This is a genomic window from Streptomyces sp. NPDC055013, from assembly GCF_053608645.1.
Genome location: NZ_JBSGVW010000021.1, coordinates 73,111 through 89,796 on the forward strand (window position 1 = coordinate 73,111; position 16,686 = coordinate 89,796).

The 16,686-nt window shown below is 71.1% G+C and carries 16 protein-coding genes; 7 read left to right on the forward strand and 9 right to left on the reverse strand.

Features of this window, described 5'->3' with window-relative positions; genetic code table 11:
- The first annotated feature begins 34 nt into the window (after positions 1-34).
- Together ACWGDB_RS24580 and ACWGDB_RS24585 are read left to right on the forward strand one after the other, a co-directional pair.
- The gene (locus ACWGDB_RS24580; protein ID WP_453824362.1) at positions 35-445 is read left to right on the forward strand and encodes a cupin domain-containing protein; all 411 of its coding nucleotides are present in this window, start codon (positions 35-37) and stop codon (positions 443-445) included.
- A gap of 90 nt (positions 446-535) precedes the next feature.
- A complete protein-coding gene (locus ACWGDB_RS24585; RefSeq protein WP_453824363.1) occupies positions 536-1,162 on the forward strand; it encodes a GntR family transcriptional regulator in 627 nt (208 codons plus the stop codon).
- On the opposite strand, the gene ACWGDB_RS24590 is transcribed toward ACWGDB_RS24585, so the two are convergent.
- From ACWGDB_RS24590 to ACWGDB_RS24600, 3 genes are read right to left on the reverse strand one after another with little or no spacing between them, the layout of a single operon-like run.
- A complete protein-coding gene (locus tag ACWGDB_RS24590) occupies positions 1,159-1,506 on the reverse strand; it encodes a cupin domain-containing protein (RefSeq protein WP_453824364.1) in 348 nt (115 codons plus the stop codon). The genes ACWGDB_RS24585 and ACWGDB_RS24590 overlap by 4 nt on opposite strands.
- Positions 1,503-2,300 (reverse strand): carbon-nitrogen hydrolase family protein, encoded by a 798-nt coding sequence (locus tag ACWGDB_RS24595; protein ID WP_453824435.1) that lies wholly within the window; start codon positions 2,298-2,300, stop codon positions 1,503-1,505. Before ACWGDB_RS24595 ends, ACWGDB_RS24590 begins: the two co-directional genes overlap by 4 nt.
- Before the next feature lie 13 nt (positions 2,301-2,313).
- Entirely contained in the window at positions 2,314-3,687 is a 1,374-nt protein-coding gene (locus ACWGDB_RS24600) for an MFS transporter (RefSeq protein ID WP_453824365.1), read from the reverse strand.
- A gap of 152 nt (positions 3,688-3,839) precedes the next feature.
- Between ACWGDB_RS24600 and ACWGDB_RS24605 the strand changes: the two genes are divergently transcribed.
- Positions 3,840-4,526, forward strand: coding sequence for a DUF2848 domain-containing protein (locus tag ACWGDB_RS24605; protein WP_453824366.1), 687 nt, complete (start codon positions 3,840-3,842; stop codon positions 4,524-4,526).
- A gap of 31 nt (positions 4,527-4,557) precedes the next feature.
- Here the strand turns inward: ACWGDB_RS24605 and ACWGDB_RS24610 are convergent, their stop codons facing one another.
- The 5 genes from ACWGDB_RS24610 to ACWGDB_RS24630 all read right to left on the reverse strand — a co-directional run bounded on the left by ACWGDB_RS24610 (position 4,558) and on the right by ACWGDB_RS24630 (position 12,025).
- Positions 4,558-6,255, reverse strand: coding sequence for a methyltransferase (locus tag ACWGDB_RS24610; RefSeq protein ID WP_453824367.1), 1,698 nt, complete (start codon positions 6,253-6,255; stop codon positions 4,558-4,560).
- 66 nt (positions 6,256-6,321) lie between these two features.
- Positions 6,322-7,521, reverse strand: a complete 1,200-nt coding sequence (locus ACWGDB_RS24615; RefSeq protein WP_453824368.1) for a 4-hydroxybenzoate 3-monooxygenase — start codon at positions 7,519-7,521, stop codon at positions 6,322-6,324.
- 164 nt (positions 7,522-7,685) lie between these two features.
- Complete coding sequence (locus ACWGDB_RS24620) at positions 7,686-9,827, reverse strand: protein kinase domain-containing protein (protein ID WP_453824369.1); 2,142 nt, start codon at positions 9,825-9,827, stop codon at positions 7,686-7,688.
- A gap of 103 nt (positions 9,828-9,930) precedes the next feature.
- Positions 9,931-10,545, reverse strand: a complete 615-nt coding sequence (locus ACWGDB_RS24625) for a dihydrofolate reductase family protein (RefSeq protein ID WP_453824370.1) — start codon at positions 10,543-10,545, stop codon at positions 9,931-9,933.
- A 145-nt stretch (positions 10,546-10,690) separates the two neighbouring features.
- Positions 10,691-12,025, reverse strand: a complete 1,335-nt coding sequence (locus ACWGDB_RS24630) for an alpha/beta fold hydrolase (RefSeq protein ID WP_453824371.1) — start codon at positions 12,023-12,025, stop codon at positions 10,691-10,693.
- 96 nt (positions 12,026-12,121) lie between these two features.
- Here ACWGDB_RS24630 and ACWGDB_RS24635 point away from each other — a divergent pair, with 96 nt between their 5' ends.
- Both ACWGDB_RS24635 and ACWGDB_RS24640 read left to right on the forward strand, forming a co-directional pair.
- On the forward strand, positions 12,122-12,739 hold the full coding sequence (locus tag ACWGDB_RS24635) for a TetR-like C-terminal domain-containing protein (RefSeq protein ID WP_451172938.1): 618 nt from the start codon (positions 12,122-12,124) through the stop codon (positions 12,737-12,739).
- Positions 12,740-12,912: 173 nt separating this feature from the next.
- Entirely contained in the window at positions 12,913-13,482 is a 570-nt protein-coding gene (locus tag ACWGDB_RS24640; protein ID WP_453824436.1) for a GNAT family N-acetyltransferase, read from the forward strand.
- Between the two features lie 15 nt (positions 13,483-13,497).
- Here ACWGDB_RS24640 and ACWGDB_RS24645 read toward each other — a convergent pair whose 3' ends face one another.
- Positions 13,498-13,800 carry a hypothetical protein gene (locus ACWGDB_RS24645; protein ID WP_453824437.1) on the reverse strand — a complete coding sequence of 101 codons (303 nt, stop codon included), beginning with the start codon at positions 13,798-13,800 and terminating at the stop codon, positions 13,498-13,500.
- A gap of 528 nt (positions 13,801-14,328) precedes the next feature.
- On the opposite strand from ACWGDB_RS24645, the gene ACWGDB_RS24650 reads away from it, so the two are divergent.
- Both ACWGDB_RS24650 and ACWGDB_RS24655 read left to right on the forward strand, forming a co-directional pair.
- Positions 14,329-14,871, forward strand: a complete 543-nt coding sequence (locus ACWGDB_RS24650; protein ID WP_453824372.1) for a lamin tail domain-containing protein — start codon at positions 14,329-14,331, stop codon at positions 14,869-14,871.
- Positions 14,872-15,328: 457 nt separating this feature from the next.
- Positions 15,329-16,612, forward strand: coding sequence for a peptidase (locus ACWGDB_RS24655; protein ID WP_453824373.1), 1,284 nt, complete (start codon positions 15,329-15,331; stop codon positions 16,610-16,612).
- Positions 16,613-16,686 lie beyond the last annotated feature (74 nt).

Consider the following 16,686-nt stretch of genomic DNA (forward strand, 5'->3'; position numbering starts at 1 on the left):
CCTCACTGCGGACACTCCCTGTTTGGAGGAACGCATGAGCGCTCAGCACGCACACCTGCCCCCGGGCGTCGAGGTGATCACGACCCTGTCGGAGGCGGCGGACCGGATACCGGCCGGCGCCGAGGCAAGGACGATCCGGGTCACTCTGGCCCCCGGTGACCCGGGCGCCCCGCCGCACCGGCACCCCGGACCGCTCTTCGGCTACGTGACCGAGGGCGAGATCCTCTTCGAACTGGAGGGACAGGCGCCCCGGGTACTGAAGGCCGGTGACGCCCTCTTCGAGCCCGGAGGCGACGTGATCCACTACCAGGGCGCCAACAACCTCCCCGACGCACAATCACAGCTGGTGGTCACCATGCTCGCGCCGCCCGGCGCCCCGGTCCTCACCGTCGTCAGCCAGGAGGAACTGGCAGAGCGGCGGCACCTACGGGTCACCCGGCCGTGATGACCACCGGCCACGTCGTCCGAGGTTCCCCCGCGGAAGGCACGTGGTAGCGTCCGTATACAAGCTGTATACGATTGCTGGGGGGTTGCCGTGACGTCCGGTCGGGAGAAGGCGTACGCGTATCTCAAGGAGACGGTGCTGACCGATCCCGGGATGCAAGGTGCCTTCCTGTCGGAGCAGGAGCTCGCGGACCGTATCGGCGTCTCCCGCACTCCGATCAGGGAAGCGCTGCTGCAGCTCGCCGCCGAGGACCTGGTCGAGCTGGTGCCCAAGCGGGGTGCCCGGGTGTCGCCCCTGACGGGGCGGGAGATCCGCGAGCTGATGGAGCTGCGGGGCATCGTCGAGCGGTACGCCGCCCAGCAGCTCGTCTCCGGTGGCGGAGCGCCGGTGGCGGAGCTGCGGTCCCTGCTGGAGCGGCAGCGTGAGCTCACCGGTGCCGAGCAGGCCCGGGAGTTCATCGCCGTGGACCACCGTTTCCACGCCGTCCTGGTCTCCGCCGTCGGCAACGCCCTCCTCGACCGGCACTACGAGGGCCTGCGCAGCCGCCAGGTCCGTGCCGGAGTGGTCGCCCTGTTCAACCAGCAGGGCCGTCAGGAAGCGGTGCTGGAGGAGCACGAGGCGATCCTGGACGCCCTGGAAGCCGGTGACGCGCAGGCCGCGTGGGCGGCCATCGACCACCATCTGGAGTCGACGCTCAAGGTGCTGCTCGCGGGCTAGGTCGTGTCCGGGTAGGTGATCACCAGCATGGTGACCCCGGCCGGGGACGTCCACGGGCCGTGCGGCATCCCGGGCGGGCGGCAGGCGTACATCCCGGCGGTGAAGGTCCGGTCGAGCGTCAGGTCGTGCAGCGCTCCCTCGACGAGGTAGACCTCCTCCCAGAAGCCGTGGCGGGTCACACCGTCCGCCGAGGTGTCGGTGCCCGGCGCCCAGCGGACGAGCGCCGTACGGGATCCCCGCTCGGGGTCGTCGGCCAGCACGCGCTCCTCGATGCCCGGGCCTGCGCCCGCCGGGGTCCGCCACGGTCCGTCGGGGAGGTGGAACTCCAGCTCGGGCTTGGTCATCGCCACACCTCCGGGCGCCGGTTCGCGAGGACGGAGGTCCGCTGCCGGACCGCCACGACCTCGTCGACGTCCAGGTCGGCCACCAGCAGCCCGGGCTCGGCGCCCAGGGCGTGCCGTACGGTCCCGTCGGGTCCGACGACGAGACTGTGCCCGATGCCCGTCGGGGCGGAACCCGGGCCGGTGCCCGCGCCGGGGTCGGCCTGGTCCACGGCGGCGAGCCACACGGTCGCGTCCAGCGCACGGGCCCGCGCCAGCAGCTCCCACTGCTCGAGCTTGCCCGGCCCCGCGCCCCAGGAGGCGGCCAGCAGGGTGGCGACGGCTCCGGCGTCGGCGTGCGCCCGGAACAGCTCCGGGAAACGGATGTCGTAGCAGGTGGCCAGGCCCAGCCGTACGCCGTCCACGTCGATGACCGTCGTGGCCGAACCCGCGGCGACGGTGTCGGACTCGCGGAAGCCGAAGGCGTCGTAGAGATGGATCTTGTCGTACGACGCCTCCACCCCGGGCCCGGTGGCGAGCAGGGTGTTGGCCACCCGGCCCCCGGTGGCCGGGGTGAACATGCCGGCCACGACGACCGTGCCGGTGGTGCGGGCGATCCGCCGCACCCCGTCGGCCCACGGTCCGTCCAGGGGCTCGGCGAGCGGTGCCAGGGGGGTGCCGAAGCAGGCCATCGACGCCTCGGGGAAGACGACGACGCGGGCTCCGGCGTCTGCCGCGCGCCGGGTCCACTCCTCGATGAGCAGGAGGTTCTTCTCGGGGTCGGGGCCGGTGGTGAGCTGGCTCAGGGCGATCCGCACGGTCTGGTCCTCCTCAGAAACGGGTGGCATCGGCCGTCTGCGGCGCCTTGGGCGCGGCGAGGGCGGCGTCCTCGTCGACGGCGGCCTCGGGGTCGCGCCCCAGCCAGACGCCGACGAGGGAGACGGCCGAGGCGAGGGCGATGTACACGGCCAGCGGCGCCCAGGTGCCGTAGGCGCTCAGCAGGGTGGTGAACAGCAGCGGGGCGACGGCGCCGCCGATGATCCCGGCCAGGGTGTAGGCCAGGGACGAGCCGGTGGAGCGCAGCCGGGGCTCGAACTGTTCCGTGATGAAGGCGGCCTGCGGGCCGTACAGGCAACAGTGGATCACCAGGCCGACCACCACGCCCGTGGCGAGCGGCACCCACGTGCCGCCGCCGATCATCGGGAAGAACACGAACGGCCACACTCCGGCGGCCACCGCGGCACCGCCGTACAGCAGACGGCGGTTGATCCGGTCGGACAGGGCGCCGGCCAGCGGCATCAGGAAGACCTGGATCGAGGAGCCGATGAGCACGGCCGCGAGGGCGGAGCCGCGCGACATGCCGAGTTCGTTGGTGGCGTACGTGAGGACGAAGACGGTGAACATGGCGTACAGCACGTCGGGGCCGACGCGGCACAGGATGGCGGCCAGCAGGGCGCGGGGCTGGGTGGTGAACACCTCGCGGATCGGTGCCTCCGGCCGGGAGTGCTCGGCCTCCATCGCCTTGAACACGGGCGTCTCCTCGAGCTTCGCCCGGATCCACAGCCCGAACGCGACGAGGACGCCGGAGAACAGGAACGCCACACGCCAGCCCCACGACTCGAACTGCGCCTCGGTCAGCAGCGCGCCGAGGGCGGCCAGGACGCCGTTGGCCAGCAGGTTTCCGGCGGGCGGGCCGACCTGGGCGGCGGAGGCGTAGAAGCCACGGCGGCGCGGGTCCCCGAACTCGCTGGACAGCAGTACGGCACCGCCCCACTCGCCGCCGACGCCGACGCCCTGCGCGAAGCGCAGCACGACCAGGGCGATCGGGGCGGCCACGCCGGCCGTCGAGTACGCGGGCAGGACGCCGATCAGGAACGTCGCCGCGCCTATGAGGACCAGCGTGGCGATCAGCACCTTCTTGCGGCCGATCACATCACCGAGGCGGCCGAAGACGAACCCGCCCAGCGGGCGCGACACGTAGCCGACCGCGTAGGTGGAGAAGGCCAGGAGCGTGCCGGTGAGCGGGTCCTCCGAGGGGAAGAACAGGTCGCCGAAGACCAGGGCGGCCGCGGCGGAGTAGACGGCGAAGTCGTACCACTCCAGCGCGGTGCCGGTGAGGCTCGCGACGAAGGCCCGGCGGACGCCGGAGTGCCGATCGGACGCCTCGGCGGCGTCCTTCGTGTCGTCCTTCGGGGTGTCGGGCATGGTTCCCATCCTTGCTCGGGGACGTCGGGGGACATCGACCTTCCGGCATACTTCTTGTATACAGGTCGTATGCGCAACCCCCTGCGCGAGAACTTCACCGCGGACCCGATCTGCGGACCCGTTCTGCGGACCCGATCTCTGGGAGTGCCCTCATGGCCCTGCTGACCTTCGAACTGCCCGACGGATCGACGCGCGAGGTCGACGTCGTCCAGGTCCTCAACGCCGGGTATGCCGGACGCAGCCAGGAGGACGTGGCCGCGCACGTCGCGGAGCTCGCCGAGCTGGGCGTGCCCGGCCCGTCCGTCACGCCCGCCCTCTACCCCGTCTCCCCCTACCTCGCCCAGCAGACCGACCGGGTCCACGCGCAGCACGCGCACACCTCCGGCGAGGCGGAGTGGGCGCTCGTCGTGGCGGACGGCGGCGAGCTGCTGCTGACCGCCGCCTGCGACCACACCGACCGCGACCTGGAGGTGCACGGCGTGGCCTGGAGCAAGAACGCCGGCCCCGACGTCCTCGCCCGCCGCGCCTGGCGCCTGGCCGACGTGGAGTCCCGCCTCGACGCACTCACCCTGCGCGCCTGGGTCACCCACGACGGCACCTCGACGGAGATCCAGCACGGCACCCTCGCCGAACTCCTCACCCCCGCCTACTGGATCGACGTCCTGCGCTCACGCGGCGCGCTCACACCCGGCACCGTCCTGATCTCCGGCACCATCCCCATGACCCCCGGCGTCGACCAGTTCGCCGACGGCTGGAGCGTGGAACTGTCCGACCCCGCCACCGCAGACACCATCCGCCTCGACTACGACGTCCAGCCGATGCCCGCACCCATCGGCTGACGGGACGGCCCGGCGGCGAGGCGGCAGGCCGTCACTCCGAGGCCGGCCGGCCCTTCCTGACGTGCAGCACATGGCCGTCCAGGGGCAGTGGTGACCGGTCCACCAGGGCGAGGCCCGCGTCGGCGAAGAGCCTGGCGTAGTGGTCGGCCTGCCGTTCGCGCCCGCCGACGTTGCACATCATGTGGAGATCCCAGGCGGTGGCCAACGAGACCGAGCCGTCGGCGGGCAGTACGCGTTCGACGACGAGCAGATCGGCGTGATCGGGCATCGCGCGGGCGCAGTGGCGCAGGATCTCGCGGCAGCGCTCGTCGTCCCAGTCGTGCAGGACGCGGGACAGGACGTAGACGTCGCCGCCCGCCGGCACGTCCGCGAAGTCGCCGGCCACGAAAGCGCATCGCGAGCCGAGGCCGGCCTCCTCGAGTCGGCGGCGGGCGGCTTCCACAGCGTGTGGACGCTCCAGCAGGACCCCGTTCAGACTCGGGTGCGCGGCGAGGACGCGGCCGAGCAGTTCCCCGTTGCCACCCGCGACGTCGACCACCGTGGCCCCGGCCGGCGCCACCGCTGCGGCAGTGAGCGCCGGATGCGTGGGGACCGGGTCGAACATGGCGGATCCGGCGGCCATGGACTGGTCGAAGAGTTCCGCGAGTTGGGGGTCGCGGGCGAAATGGTCGAAGTGGTTCTCGCCGAAGAGGTGCTCGAAGGCGACCTGTCCCGTGCGCACCGTGTGCCCGAGTCCGGCGAAGGACTCGTAGAACGGGCCGCCGTACATCAGCGCCAGCGCCCGCATCGACCCCGGGACCCCGGCCCGCAGCAGTGCGCCCAGCTCGGTGAGCCGGAAGCCGTCGCGGCCCTCCGTCACCGCGCCCAGCATCGTGAGATAGCGCAGCAGCGTCGCCAGGTTCCGCGGCCTCGCGCCGACCTCCCGCGCCAGTTCCTCGACGCCGGCCCCTCGCTCGACATCCATGGCGTCGGGTACCCGGAGCTGGGTGAAGGTGCTCAGTGCCTGTGTCGTCCACGCCCCGGTCAGCAGCCGCAGGAGCGTTTCGGCGGGCTGCCGGGCGCGATGCTCGTCGAGGTGGGCGGCGAGCAGGTCGCGGTGGTCGCCGGGGACGTACAGCTCCACGCGCCGGTACCCGACCTTGGCTTCGGCGGGTGCGCCGAAGTAGAGGACCGTGCCGTTCTCGTGCGGGTTGTAGCCGCCGCCGTCCGGGCTGGCTCCGTGGCGCGCGAAGGTCGCGCACAGGCCGCGCAGCACCAGCGGATCGGGCGCTACGACCTCGAAGGCGACGTGTGCCTCGTGCTGCCGCTCCCGCTCGGCCACCGCGATCGCGTCGAGCCCCGATCCCGTCGGCACGGTCAGCGCGAGCACCTCGACCGTACGGTGCGCCCCGTCCGCCCCGACCACTGAGGGGCGCAGGATGCCGACGTCCAGCTCAGCCGCCTGGCGCCGGTGTCGCACGGCCAGTCGCCCGCGTACGACGACACTCGGCTGCGGTGGCAGGACCGCGACGAGCCCGCAGTCGGTGAGCATGGCGCGCAACTCCGCCTCGTCCGACGGGAAGACAAGCAGCGCGGCATGGGAGAAGTGGCAGTGCTCCACAAGAGTCCGCAGCTCCGGACCGTCGAGCCCGGGGAACAGGAGAGGGAGCAGGGTGGCGGTGTCCTGCTCCTTGACGAAGTCGACCGTCGCGAGCAGGCGGGACGTGTCGCCCGACAACGTCGTGATCATTGCGGGGGTCCTCACTCAGATCTGGGATGACGCGGTACAGGAAGAAACAAGGCGGAAGGACGGACCTCATACGCCGACGTAGTGCTCGGCGAACCAGTCCTGGTGGCTGCGCGAACTGCGCAGCGAAGCGATGCGGGAGCGCCGCAGGGAGTTGTGGAACAGGGACGGCCCGTCCGAGCCGGACGGGCCGTGCAGCAACCGGATCATCCAGTGCGAGAACTCCTGCGCACGCCAGATGTACGCCAGGCACCGCGCGGAGTAGGTGTCGAGCCCCTCTGAGCGGCCGTGGACGAGGTCGTCGACCAGGGCGCCGGCGAGGATCTCCGCCTCCAGGACCGCGAGGTTGGCGCCCTTCGCCGCGGAAGGGCTGATGACGCCGGCGGCATCGCCGACCAGGAACAGCGAACCCTGACGCAGTGGTTCGAGCACGTCGGACTCCAGGTCGACGACGGCTCGCTGCACGACGCGGCCGCGGTGCAGGGGGCCGTACTCAGTCCCCCGCATCCGTAGATCCAGCTCGTCCCAGATCCGGTCCTCGGACCAGGAATCGGCCGGGGTGCCGCGCTCCCACTGCACGTAGTAGCGGGTGATCTCGCTCGTGCGCGCCATGTGCCCGGCGAAACCTCGCTCGTGCACCGCGTACCCGACGGCGTCCAGACTGGGCGGCGCCTCGGCGAGCAGTCCGAGCCAGGTCACGCCGTGGTCGCAGTGGTGGCGGCGCACCGAGTCGGGCGGCAGCGATCGCCGTGCCGCGCCGTGCCGTCCGTCGCACCCGGCCACGTACCGCGCTCGCCATCGGCCGGGCCGCCCGTCCGCCTCCCGTACGGTCACCGAGGGCCGATCGGTGCCGGTGTCGAGGACGGCCACCGCCTCGGTGGTGAAGTCGACCCGCCCACCGGAGGCCAGAAATCTCGTCAACAGGTCGGTGACCAGCTGCTGTTGGGGATAGACGGTGTGCCGTTCACCGCGCCCGAGCCCGCTGTAGTCCAGCCGGAACCTGCCGTCCACGGTACGGAACTCGCACGTGCTGTGCGCCTGTCCGTGCCGGTGCAGCCCCTCGGCCAGCCCGTGCCGCTCCAGGATCCGTACGGTGTTCGCCGCCAGGAACCCGGCGCGCGCCCGGGTCTGGATGTGCGCGCGCTCGGCACGCTCCAGGATGACGCAGTCGATCCCGCTGTCCTGAAGGAGATTGCCGAGCACGAGCCCGGCCGGTCCGGCGCCGAGGACGACCACGTCGGTTGCTCTCCGCGTCTGTCTTTCTGTCACGAGACGGGATAGTACGTCCGGTGAAGTGGCTTACTGGGCGGAAAATCACCTGAACGAGGAGAGCCGTAGCAGTGAGGTGGGGCGCGCGGGGCACAGTGGCGCGCCGCCCCGGTGGCCGTGCGCGGCCACCGGACGGTCCCGGATGATGCAGACCTGTCAGCCGGTCAGTTGGGCCCGTCCGGGCCCCGGGAGAAGGCCGTGTCGCCGGCCGTCGCCACGATCGCGTCCTTGACGAGCAGCACGCGCGGCGGGGTGTCCTGCGCAATGTCCCCCGGGTCGTCCAGTGCGGGGGTGCGCCATGCCTCCGCTCCGGTACGGCTGTCGAGTGCCAGCAGGCGGCCGAAGCGGTTGGAGAAGTAGACCCGCTTGTACGGCGCTGACACCACGGGCGCGGACAGACTCTCCATGTCCGTGGCCTTCTGCCAGAGTTGTTTGCCGCTGTCCGCCGACACCGCGGTGACCGACCCGTCGGCCCGGACGAAGTAGACGACGCCGTCCACCAGGGTGGCCGCGCCGGTCAGCGGACGTGCCAGCGGTGTCCGTCTGACCTGCCCGGTTTCCGGGTCCACGCGCAGCAGCGCGTTGTACGGCCGTTCGTAGCCGGACTCGTACACGTCCTTCGCGGTCCGAGGCGCGAGGAACAGAGGGCGCCCGCGGACAGCGCCGAGCGCTTCCGCCTTCCTGGGCAGCGTGGCGGTTTCGGTCATGCCGCCGGGTTCGAGCCTCATCAGGTCGACCGGGGTCTGGCCGGGCTCGGTGCCGGCCTCGCACAGGGCGTAAGGGACGCCTCCCAGCGCCGAGGGAGCGCAGTACTGGTCCAGCGAGGGCGCCTGCCACAGTTCCTTGCCGGAGGGCCCGTACGCGATGAACGACGAGGAGTCGGGGGACAGGGTCAGCAGTCCGCCGTTGTACAGGACCGGGTCCGCGGCCTTGTCGATGTCGCGCTGCCAACGCCGCTGCCCGGTACCGGCGTCGAGGGCCACCACGCGCCTGATCGTGTCGTCCGGATCCTCGTACACGTAGACCAGCCCGTCGCGCACGCCGATCGGCTGCACCCCCTGAGGCCGGGTGCCGAACCGCCAGAGGGTGCGGCCGGAGGCCGGGTCGATCCTGGCGACCGTGAAGCCCGTACCGCCGCAGAACAGGGCGTTCCCGTTCGCCACGCATCCGGGGCGCTGGTAGTCGAGGGGGACGCCCTTCACGTCGTCCCGCAGGGCCGTACGCCACGGCTTCCAGCCGTTGGGCAGGGACGCGGCACGGGTGGTGGTCGTGGCGGAGGCGTCGGCGGCGGTGGTCGTGCCCTGGCCCGCCACGAAGACACCCGCCCCGATGCTCAGCCCCATGACGGCCAGTGCCGCGACGAGGCCGGTGAGCAGCATCCGGGATCGGCGGCCCTTGCCGGCGCCGGTTCCCACCGAGGTGGTGGCCGCGCTCCGGGGAGTGGGTCGGGGCCGCGGTGAGGCGAACTCCCTTGCCTTCAAGGGCGCGGTGGCGTCGGACTCCGGCAGCGCCTGGAGCATGCGATGCAGATCCGCCAGTTCCGGCCGTGCGGCCGGGTCCTTGTCGAGGCAGCGCTCGACAATGCGCAGGAGCGCTTCGGGCACCCCTTCGAGGTCCGGGGCCTCGTGCATCACCTGATAGCCGGTCATGTAGGGGCTGTCGGCGTCGAACGGCCCCGTACCGACGGCCGCGAACACCATCAGTGACCCCAGCGAGAACACGTCCGAGGCCGAGGTGACGTCCCGGGGCGAGGCGAGCTGTTCCGGCGACATGAAGGGCGGAGTGCCGATCACCCGCCCGGTCACCGTGAGGCTCTGGTTGTCGGCGGCACGCGATATACCGAAGTCGATGACGCGCGGCCCGTCGTCGGTCATCAGGACGTTGGCCGGTTTGAGGTCCCGGTGCACCAGGCCCGCCCGGTGGATGTCGCGCAGCGCCTCGGTGAGCCCCAGCCCCAGCGCGCGCAACTCCCGTTGGCTCAGCGGGCCGTCCTTCTTCACGACTTCGGCGAGGTTGAGTCCCGGCACGTACAGCGTCGCCATCCACGGCCGGTCGGCATCCGGGTCGGCGTCCACGACCGGTGCGGTGAAGGCGCCGCTGACTCTGCGCGCTGCCGCGATCTCCTGCCGGAAGCGCGTTCGGAACTCCTCCTCCTCGGCGTACGACCCGTGCACGAGCTTGACCGCGACCTGGCGTCCTGACGCGGAAACTCCCAGATAGACGACCCCCATGCCGCCTGCCCCGAGCCGACCGAGCAGGGCATACCCGCCTATGGACTCCGGGTCCCCGCTGCTCAGGGGCGTCATCGCCGATCATCCTTCCGCGCGCCTGCCTACCTCACGGGGATCAGCGTAGGGCCTGCCGCCGCGGAGGCGGAGGGGCGCCCTGCCACGGCGCGGTGTCCCTGTGTCACTTCACCAAGCGGTACTTCAGGTGGGTGGCGAGGGGCGTGGCGACCACCCGCACCGGCTCGAGGGTCCGCCGCCCGGCGCCCAGGCCCTCGAAGAGCCGCAGCCCCGCACCGAGAAGCGCGGGCACCACGTGCAGTTGCAGTTCGTCGACGAGCCCCGCGCCGAGGTACTGCTGCACGGTGCTCGCCCCGCCCGCGATGTCGACGTTCCTGTCCCCGGCGGCGGCCTTCGCCCGGTCGAGGGCGCTGTGGATGCCGTCGGTGACGAAGGTGAAGGTGGTGCCGCCCTCTCTGACCAGGGTGGGCCGGGGGCGGTGGGTGAGCACGAAGACCGGGGCCTTGAAGGGTGGGTCGGCGCCCCAGAACTCCTCACCCGTGTCGTACATCATCCGGCCCATGACCACCGCTCCGGTGGCGTCGAACCACTCGCGCATCAGCTCGGAGTCGCGGTTCTCCACCCCGCCGGTCATGCCCTGGCGCTGCCGCCAGCTCGCCAGGTCGTGGATCCATGCGAAGAGCGGCTCGGCGCCGTCGCCTCCAGGGTTGTCGAGGGTGACGTCGGTGCCGGCGATGAAGCCGTCGAGGGAGATGGCCAGGTCCGCGGTTACGGTCACGACGAGTGCTCCTGAAGTCCTGGGATGTGCTGCCTTCACTCTCACGTCGATCGGGAACGGCCACATTCGACACTCCCGGAGAGACATCGTGGGCGCGATCGCTCCCGCCATGGTGGTGCCGCACATGAGACCGGCTGCGGGCTCTTCACTTGCGGGCGTGCAGGAAGGCGGGGATGTCGTCACGCGTCGGGTAGTCCGGCAGGGGCGCCGGCCTGTCCTGAAGGAATGCGGTGATGACGGCCGCGGCTCGGTCGTCGTTGTCGTCCAGCCCGTTCCACATGTGGTGCCCGACTCCGGGCATGTACTGCGTGCGCCGGACGGCGGGGTCATCGGCAAGGACGGCTGTCGCCCATTGACGGACCTGGGAGGAGCACTCGGCGATCATCAGCATCGCGGGGACCTGGGAGCGCTTCAGCTGTGGGGCGATGGAGGGTGAGTCCTTGGTCGTCCGCTGGACGCGGAGACTGGCGGCGGGGCTGAAGGAGAAGTTCCGTGCCGTGTCCTCGGTCGGGATGCGGTGCGCGTCGCGCGCGCAGTAGGCGGATGCGGTGTCGCTGCCGAGGTCGGCGGCGGTGAACGCGTTGTCCCCTTCGGCCTGTCCGACCAGACCCGTGTCGGGGGTGAGCAGCCCGAGCCGCATGAGGCCGAATGCGACGGCGTACCGGGGGACATGCGTCGACCGCGGTCCGGTCATCGCCGGAGCGAGGCCGCGCGCCGAGGGTCGGCCCTTGTGCCCGGCGATCCGTGCGGTCGGGCCGTCCATCGGGCCGGGCTCGGCGATGATCGCCCGGTGCAGGCGTGCGGCGACACGCGGGTGCGCCAGGGCCCGGGTGAGCACGACCCCGCCCGAGGAGAATCCGAGCATGTCGACCTTGCCCCTGCCCAGGCGGTCGATGAAGGCACCGAGGTCACGCACCGACCTCGAGATCGTGTACTGGCCCATGGGCAGCAGGTCGCTCCGTCCGCCGCCGGCCTGCTCGTAGGCGTAGACGTCGTGGCCCTGTCGCGCCAGGCGTTGCAGGAACCGGTGGTCGAGCACCGAAATGCCGCGGACCGGCCCGCCGTTGAGGTACACCAACGGAACGGGGTGTCGGGCGCCGGTCGTCGCGGGCGGATAGTGATACACCGCGACCCGGCTGCCGGTGGCCAGGCTCCAGTGCTGCGTGGCCACGAACGGCAGAGCGGGCGGGCGCTGCCGTGCCGTGGGCACGGTCGGGACGCAGACCGACGCGGTCAACGCCGCCGCGACGACCACCGGCAGGAACGGGGCGAGCCGCGCCGCCCGGGTGCGACGCCGGCCGCGCCACAGTGCGGCGGCAGTCCCGATACCGAGGGCCGTCAGCCATGCGGCGAGCCCCGAGCCGGCCCCGTCCGTGAGGACGATCGCGACGAGAAAGGCGACGACCAGCGTCGCGACGGCGGCCAGGGTCAGCAGTAAGCGTCCGGTGAGGCGAGCAAGACGTATGGCGGGCGTGGGCACAGAGGACCTCCGTGGTCGGCGTGGTTCCGCAGCGCGTGACGCAGTTTCAGAACACTGTTTCAAAACGACGTTATCAAACAAGGTAGGCTTCGTGGCATGGGTAGGCCGAGAACGAACGACGCGACCGTCAAAGCGCGCCTCGTGGAGTGCGCGACCGAGCTGCTCGCCACCCGCCCGCAGGAGTCGGTCACCGTCCGCGCCGTGGCCACGGCCGCCGAGACCTCGACGGCGGCGGTGTACTCCCTGTTCGGCGACAAGAAAGGGCTGATCGGAGCGGTACGCGACAGATCCGTCGCCAGCCTCTTCCAGGCGGTGACGGTGGTGCCGACCTCCGAGGACCCCCTTGCCGACATCTACGCACTGGCCGCCGCGTACCGGCGCTGGGGACGCGAACACCACCACCTCTACTCGGTGTTGTTCGGCGGAGTGCAATCCTTCGAGCCGTCAGGGGCGGTCGGTACCAGTGACCCCGTCCGCCCGCTCATCGCGGCGATCGATCGAGCCGTGACGGAGTCCGTCCTGGACGGCGAAGCGACGACGATCGCTGTCTCGCTCTGGGTGACCCTGCACGGGCTGGTGACACTCGAACTCGCAGGCGCCTTCGACGCCCCGACCGCAGAGACCGCCTTCCGGTCGACGATCCACGCCACGCTGCGCGGCTGGACGACTCCCGAGGTGTTCCGCAGCCTTCGCGACGGCGAACCCGCCTCCTGAAGAGAGGGCTGGTCGTCCAACTCCACGGCGCTGCCGAGCCGTTCGGAGGCCCACACATGCGGCTCCGCGCGCGCGACAACCGGAGGACAGCGGGCCGAGAGGCGGGGCACACTGCCGAAGTGACTGATCAAGATCGGACCGAGCCGGCCCGTGCTTTCCGCATCAAGCCCACCCTGAGTGGGGAGCTCGTCGTCCTGCGGCCGGTCACTGTGGATGACGTGCCCGCGTTGCTGCCCATGTTCCGGGACGCCGAGGGGGCGCGTCTGACCGGCAGTCACGGCGACGAGGAGCCCGACGAGGCGCGCATCCGGGCGTGGTACGACTCGCGAGGTGACCAGGACGATCGGCTGGACCTCGCGGTGGTTGAGCGGGCGACGGGGAACGTCGTCGGAGAAGTGGTGCTCAACGAGTGGGACCCGGACAACGAAAGCTGCGGCTTCCGAATCTCCCTGGTGCCGGGCGCCCTTGGGCGCGGCCTGGGAACAGAGGCGACCCGGCTGATCGTCGGACACGGCTTCGAGGAGCCCGGCCTGGGTCTGCACCGCATCTCGCTGGAGGTCTACGCCTTCAACCCGCGCGCTCGCCGCGTCTACGAGAAGGTCGGCTTCGTCACCGAGGGCGTACTGCGGGACGCTCTGCTGTGGGAGGGCGAGCGGGTTGACGCCACGGTGATGTCCATTCTCAGGCCGGAGTGGCTCCGCCACCGGGGGCGGGGTGGGGCGGTTGGGCGGGGGGCGTCATAGGCGGGCCTTGTCGCCTCAGCGCTCGTCGCCGCTCTCTGCGGCGTTCCCGTCCGGGGCTGTCGACTCGGCGGCTTCGCCGTACATGCTGACGCGCAGGCGCTCCTTGGCCGCGTCGAGCCGCTGGGAGTAGTCGGGTATGAAGATCTCGCTCAGCGTCGTGTCCAGCGTTCCCGAGATCGCGTGGAGCGGCGACCAGACGGCTCGGTCGCGCACGATCCCCTCAAGGTCGTCGGACTGGAACATCACTTGATGGAGCCAGTCCGACAGCACGAGCGCCTGATCGTGCGTGAGCTTGATGGTGATCGCCTCATCCTCCACGAGGGTCAACCTAGCTCCCCCGGTCGAGCGTGTCCGGGCCCAGGCGGACGGAGGCGCGCTCTCAGCTTCAGGGCCTGAGTCGGCCCTGTTGAGGGTCAGGGCAGACCAGCCCCATGGAGTCCGCGAGAGCGGCCGCGTAGCCGGCAACCTCCTCAGCCATGCTCCACCGCATCGGGAAGTAGACGAGCGGGCCGCACGCCGCTCCGGGCGGTCGCCACCCCGCTGTTACTCACTTTCGGGTGATGACCCGATCCCTTCAGGGGCAGCGCACCGCGGCGGGGCGACGTCACACCCCAACGCCCGCAAGGTCTCCCGGCCTGTCAGCGCGTCAATACTCGTCCATAGAAGGCATACATGGATGTTGCATCCGAGAGTCATAGAAATATGGACAACAGGTAACAGACGTGATGCCTTCTCCAGAAGTTCTCCACGACGTGGACAAGGTGTGCGTGCGGCCAGCCGGCCGCCAACCCACACCGCACCGACTCCCGGCAGCCCGTAACGGCCTGTTGGGAAGGTGCCCGCACCATGGGAGACCCCTTGTCCGCTTCCGCTTCTGTCAGCGCCCGCCGTCTCGCCGCCGCCGCGCTCGCCGCCGGCGCTCTGGTCTCGGTCGTCACGCTGCCGGCCGCCGCCTCCGACCACGCCCGTCCCGAGCGGCCGAAGGTGAAGATCTCGGACGTCCAGTACGACTCCCCGGGCCGTGACGACCGCAGCAACCGCTCCCTGAACCGGGAGTGGGTCGAAATCACCAACACCACCCGCCGCACGGTCAACCTCGACGGCTGGACCCTCGAGGACGAGGACGGCCGCACCTACACCTTCGACCACTACCGCCTGGAAGGCCGCGCCACGGTCCGCATCCACACCGGCATCGGCCGCGACACCGACAGCGACCTCTACCAGGACCGCCGCCACTACGTCTGGGACAACCGCTCCGACACCGCCACCCTCCGCAACGACCGCGGACGCTTCATCGACAACAAGTCCTGGGGCTACGACCGCCACCACGGGGGTCACCACAACGGTCACCACGGCGGTCACCACGGCGGCTACCACCACCACCGCTGACCCCAACACGCCGTGCGTGACCTGAACACGTTCCCCACGCACCGCTAAGCCCTTGGCGCGCCCGCCCTCCCCCGAGGCCGGGCGCGCCTCAGCGTTCGGCTGCGGCGAGGCTTGAGCCGATGCCTACGACCGACCGGAGCTGCCGCCGTCCGGCGCGGCTGATGTGAGTCGTGGATGCCCGGCGTCCCGCCCGCTTCGAGAAGGCCCAACGCGCCAAGCAGGCCCCCTTCCTGACGCGCTGAGTGATGGATCACAGAAAATGTGCGGCCTACGCAGGCAACTGTGCCCGTAAGTGCCGTTTGTGCGCACGCTGTGAACGCTTCTCCGGCGGAGGCGCGAGAAACCACCTGCGGTCTTGATCAGGCAGGTCATACGATCGCCGCGGCGTCGCCCCGCGTGAGCAGTCCGCAAGCCCGACGCCCAGCGCACCCTTTCGCCACCCGACCAGGGGTCCCTTGTGAAGATTCGCCGTGTTCTCGCGACCGCCGTCGCCGCCGCCGTGACGGCCCCGGTCGTTCTCCTCTCGACCGCACCCGCCTTCGCCGACGAGAAGCCGGCCGCGCAGACGCAGAAGGCGAAGCCGACGCTCGACGAGCTCGAGCAGGCCGTCGACCTCGCGCAGAAGGAGTACGACGCCGCTGTCATCGCGGTGAACGACGCCATCAAGTTCCTGGAGGAGGGCCTGGAGGCGGAGACGTACCCGACCAAGGCCGCGGTCATCGAGACCAAGAAGGCCGCTGAGGAAGCCGCCAAGGCCAAGACCGAGGCCGACCAGGCCGTCGTGGATGCCCAGGCCAAGCTGGACGCCGCCACCACCGACGAGGAGAAGGCCGCAGCGCAGACGGTGCTGGACGAGGCCGAGAAGGCCGCCCAGGACGCCGCGGCGGCCAAGACGGCCGCGGACACCAAGGCCGCCGCGGCGCGGACCGCCCACGACGACGCCCGCGTCGCCCAGGTCCGGAAGATCGGCCTACTGCAGAAGACGAGGGACGAGGCCAAGAAGAAGCTGGACGACGCGAAGAAGGCGCTCGCGGACGCCGAGGCCGAGGAGGGTGACGGGGAGGAGGAGCCGGGCGGCGAGTGCGTCCCCGAGCCCGAGCTCACCGCTGTCGTCGGCGGGCTGCCGGACAAGGTCGTCGGCGGAACCACGGAGAACTTCACGCTGCGCGTCACCAACGGCACCGACAAGACGATGGACGAGGTGTACCCGTACGCGGCCGTCCACGCCTTCGACGACAAGGGCTTCAAGGAACTCGACTCCTACCTCGACCTGGAGTGGTCCACCGCCGCGGACCCGAACTGGCGCGACTTCGGCCTGTTCGACGGATCGAATGTCGGCTCCCTCAAGGCGAAGGCCTCGGTCGACGTCAAGCTGCGGCTGAAGGTCGACGCGGACATCCCGGCCGGGCAGGGCGCCGTCTTCGTCGCGGCCGACTACGTCAACGCCGACGGCTCCTGCGGCGGTTACCCGGACCTCGACGACCACGAGTTCCAGATCCTGGCCAAGGCCGACCCGGGCAAGACCGACGAGACCGAGGGCAGGACCGACAACACCACCGAGCAGGGCGGCTCCTCCACCACTCCGGTGAACGGAACCGGCGGCAGCGGCAGCGGCTCGCTCGCCGAGACCGGCTCGAGCGACGTTCTGCCGAAGGTCGCCCTGGCCGGCGGCGCGGCGCTCGTGCTCGGCGCCGGCGCGGTGGCCGCCGCCCGTCGCCGCAAGGCGGGCGTCAACGCCTGACCGGCAGGGTGAGACGCGACCGGGCCCGTTCCCCCGAGGGGAGTCGGGCCCGGCTCATGTGCGGCGGCGACCGC

Coding starts and splice junctions, on each gene's coding strand:
- ACWGDB_RS24580 (WP_453824362.1), top strand. CDS start 35: ATGAGCGCTCAGCACGCACACCTGCCCCCGGGCGTCGAGGTGATCACG.
- ACWGDB_RS24590 (WP_453824364.1), bottom strand. CDS start 1,506: ATGACCAAGCCCGAGCTGGAGTTCCACCTCCCCGACGGACCGTGGCGG.
- ACWGDB_RS24600 (WP_453824365.1), bottom strand. CDS start 3,687: ATGCCCGACACCCCGAAGGACGACACGAAGGACGCCGCCGAGGCGTCC.
- ACWGDB_RS24605 (WP_453824366.1), top strand. CDS start 3,840: ATGGCCCTGCTGACCTTCGAACTGCCCGACGGATCGACGCGCGAGGTC.
- ACWGDB_RS24610 (WP_453824367.1), bottom strand. CDS start 6,255: ATGATCACGACGTTGTCGGGCGACACGTCCCGCCTGCTCGCGACGGTC.
- ACWGDB_RS24620 (WP_453824369.1), bottom strand. CDS start 9,827: ATGACGCCCCTGAGCAGCGGGGACCCGGAGTCCATAGGCGGGTATGCC.
- ACWGDB_RS24635 (WP_451172938.1), top strand. CDS start 12,122: ATGGGTAGGCCGAGAACGAACGACGCGACCGTCAAAGCGCGCCTCGTG.
- ACWGDB_RS24650 (WP_453824372.1), top strand. CDS start 14,329: ATGGGAGACCCCTTGTCCGCTTCCGCTTCTGTCAGCGCCCGCCGTCTC.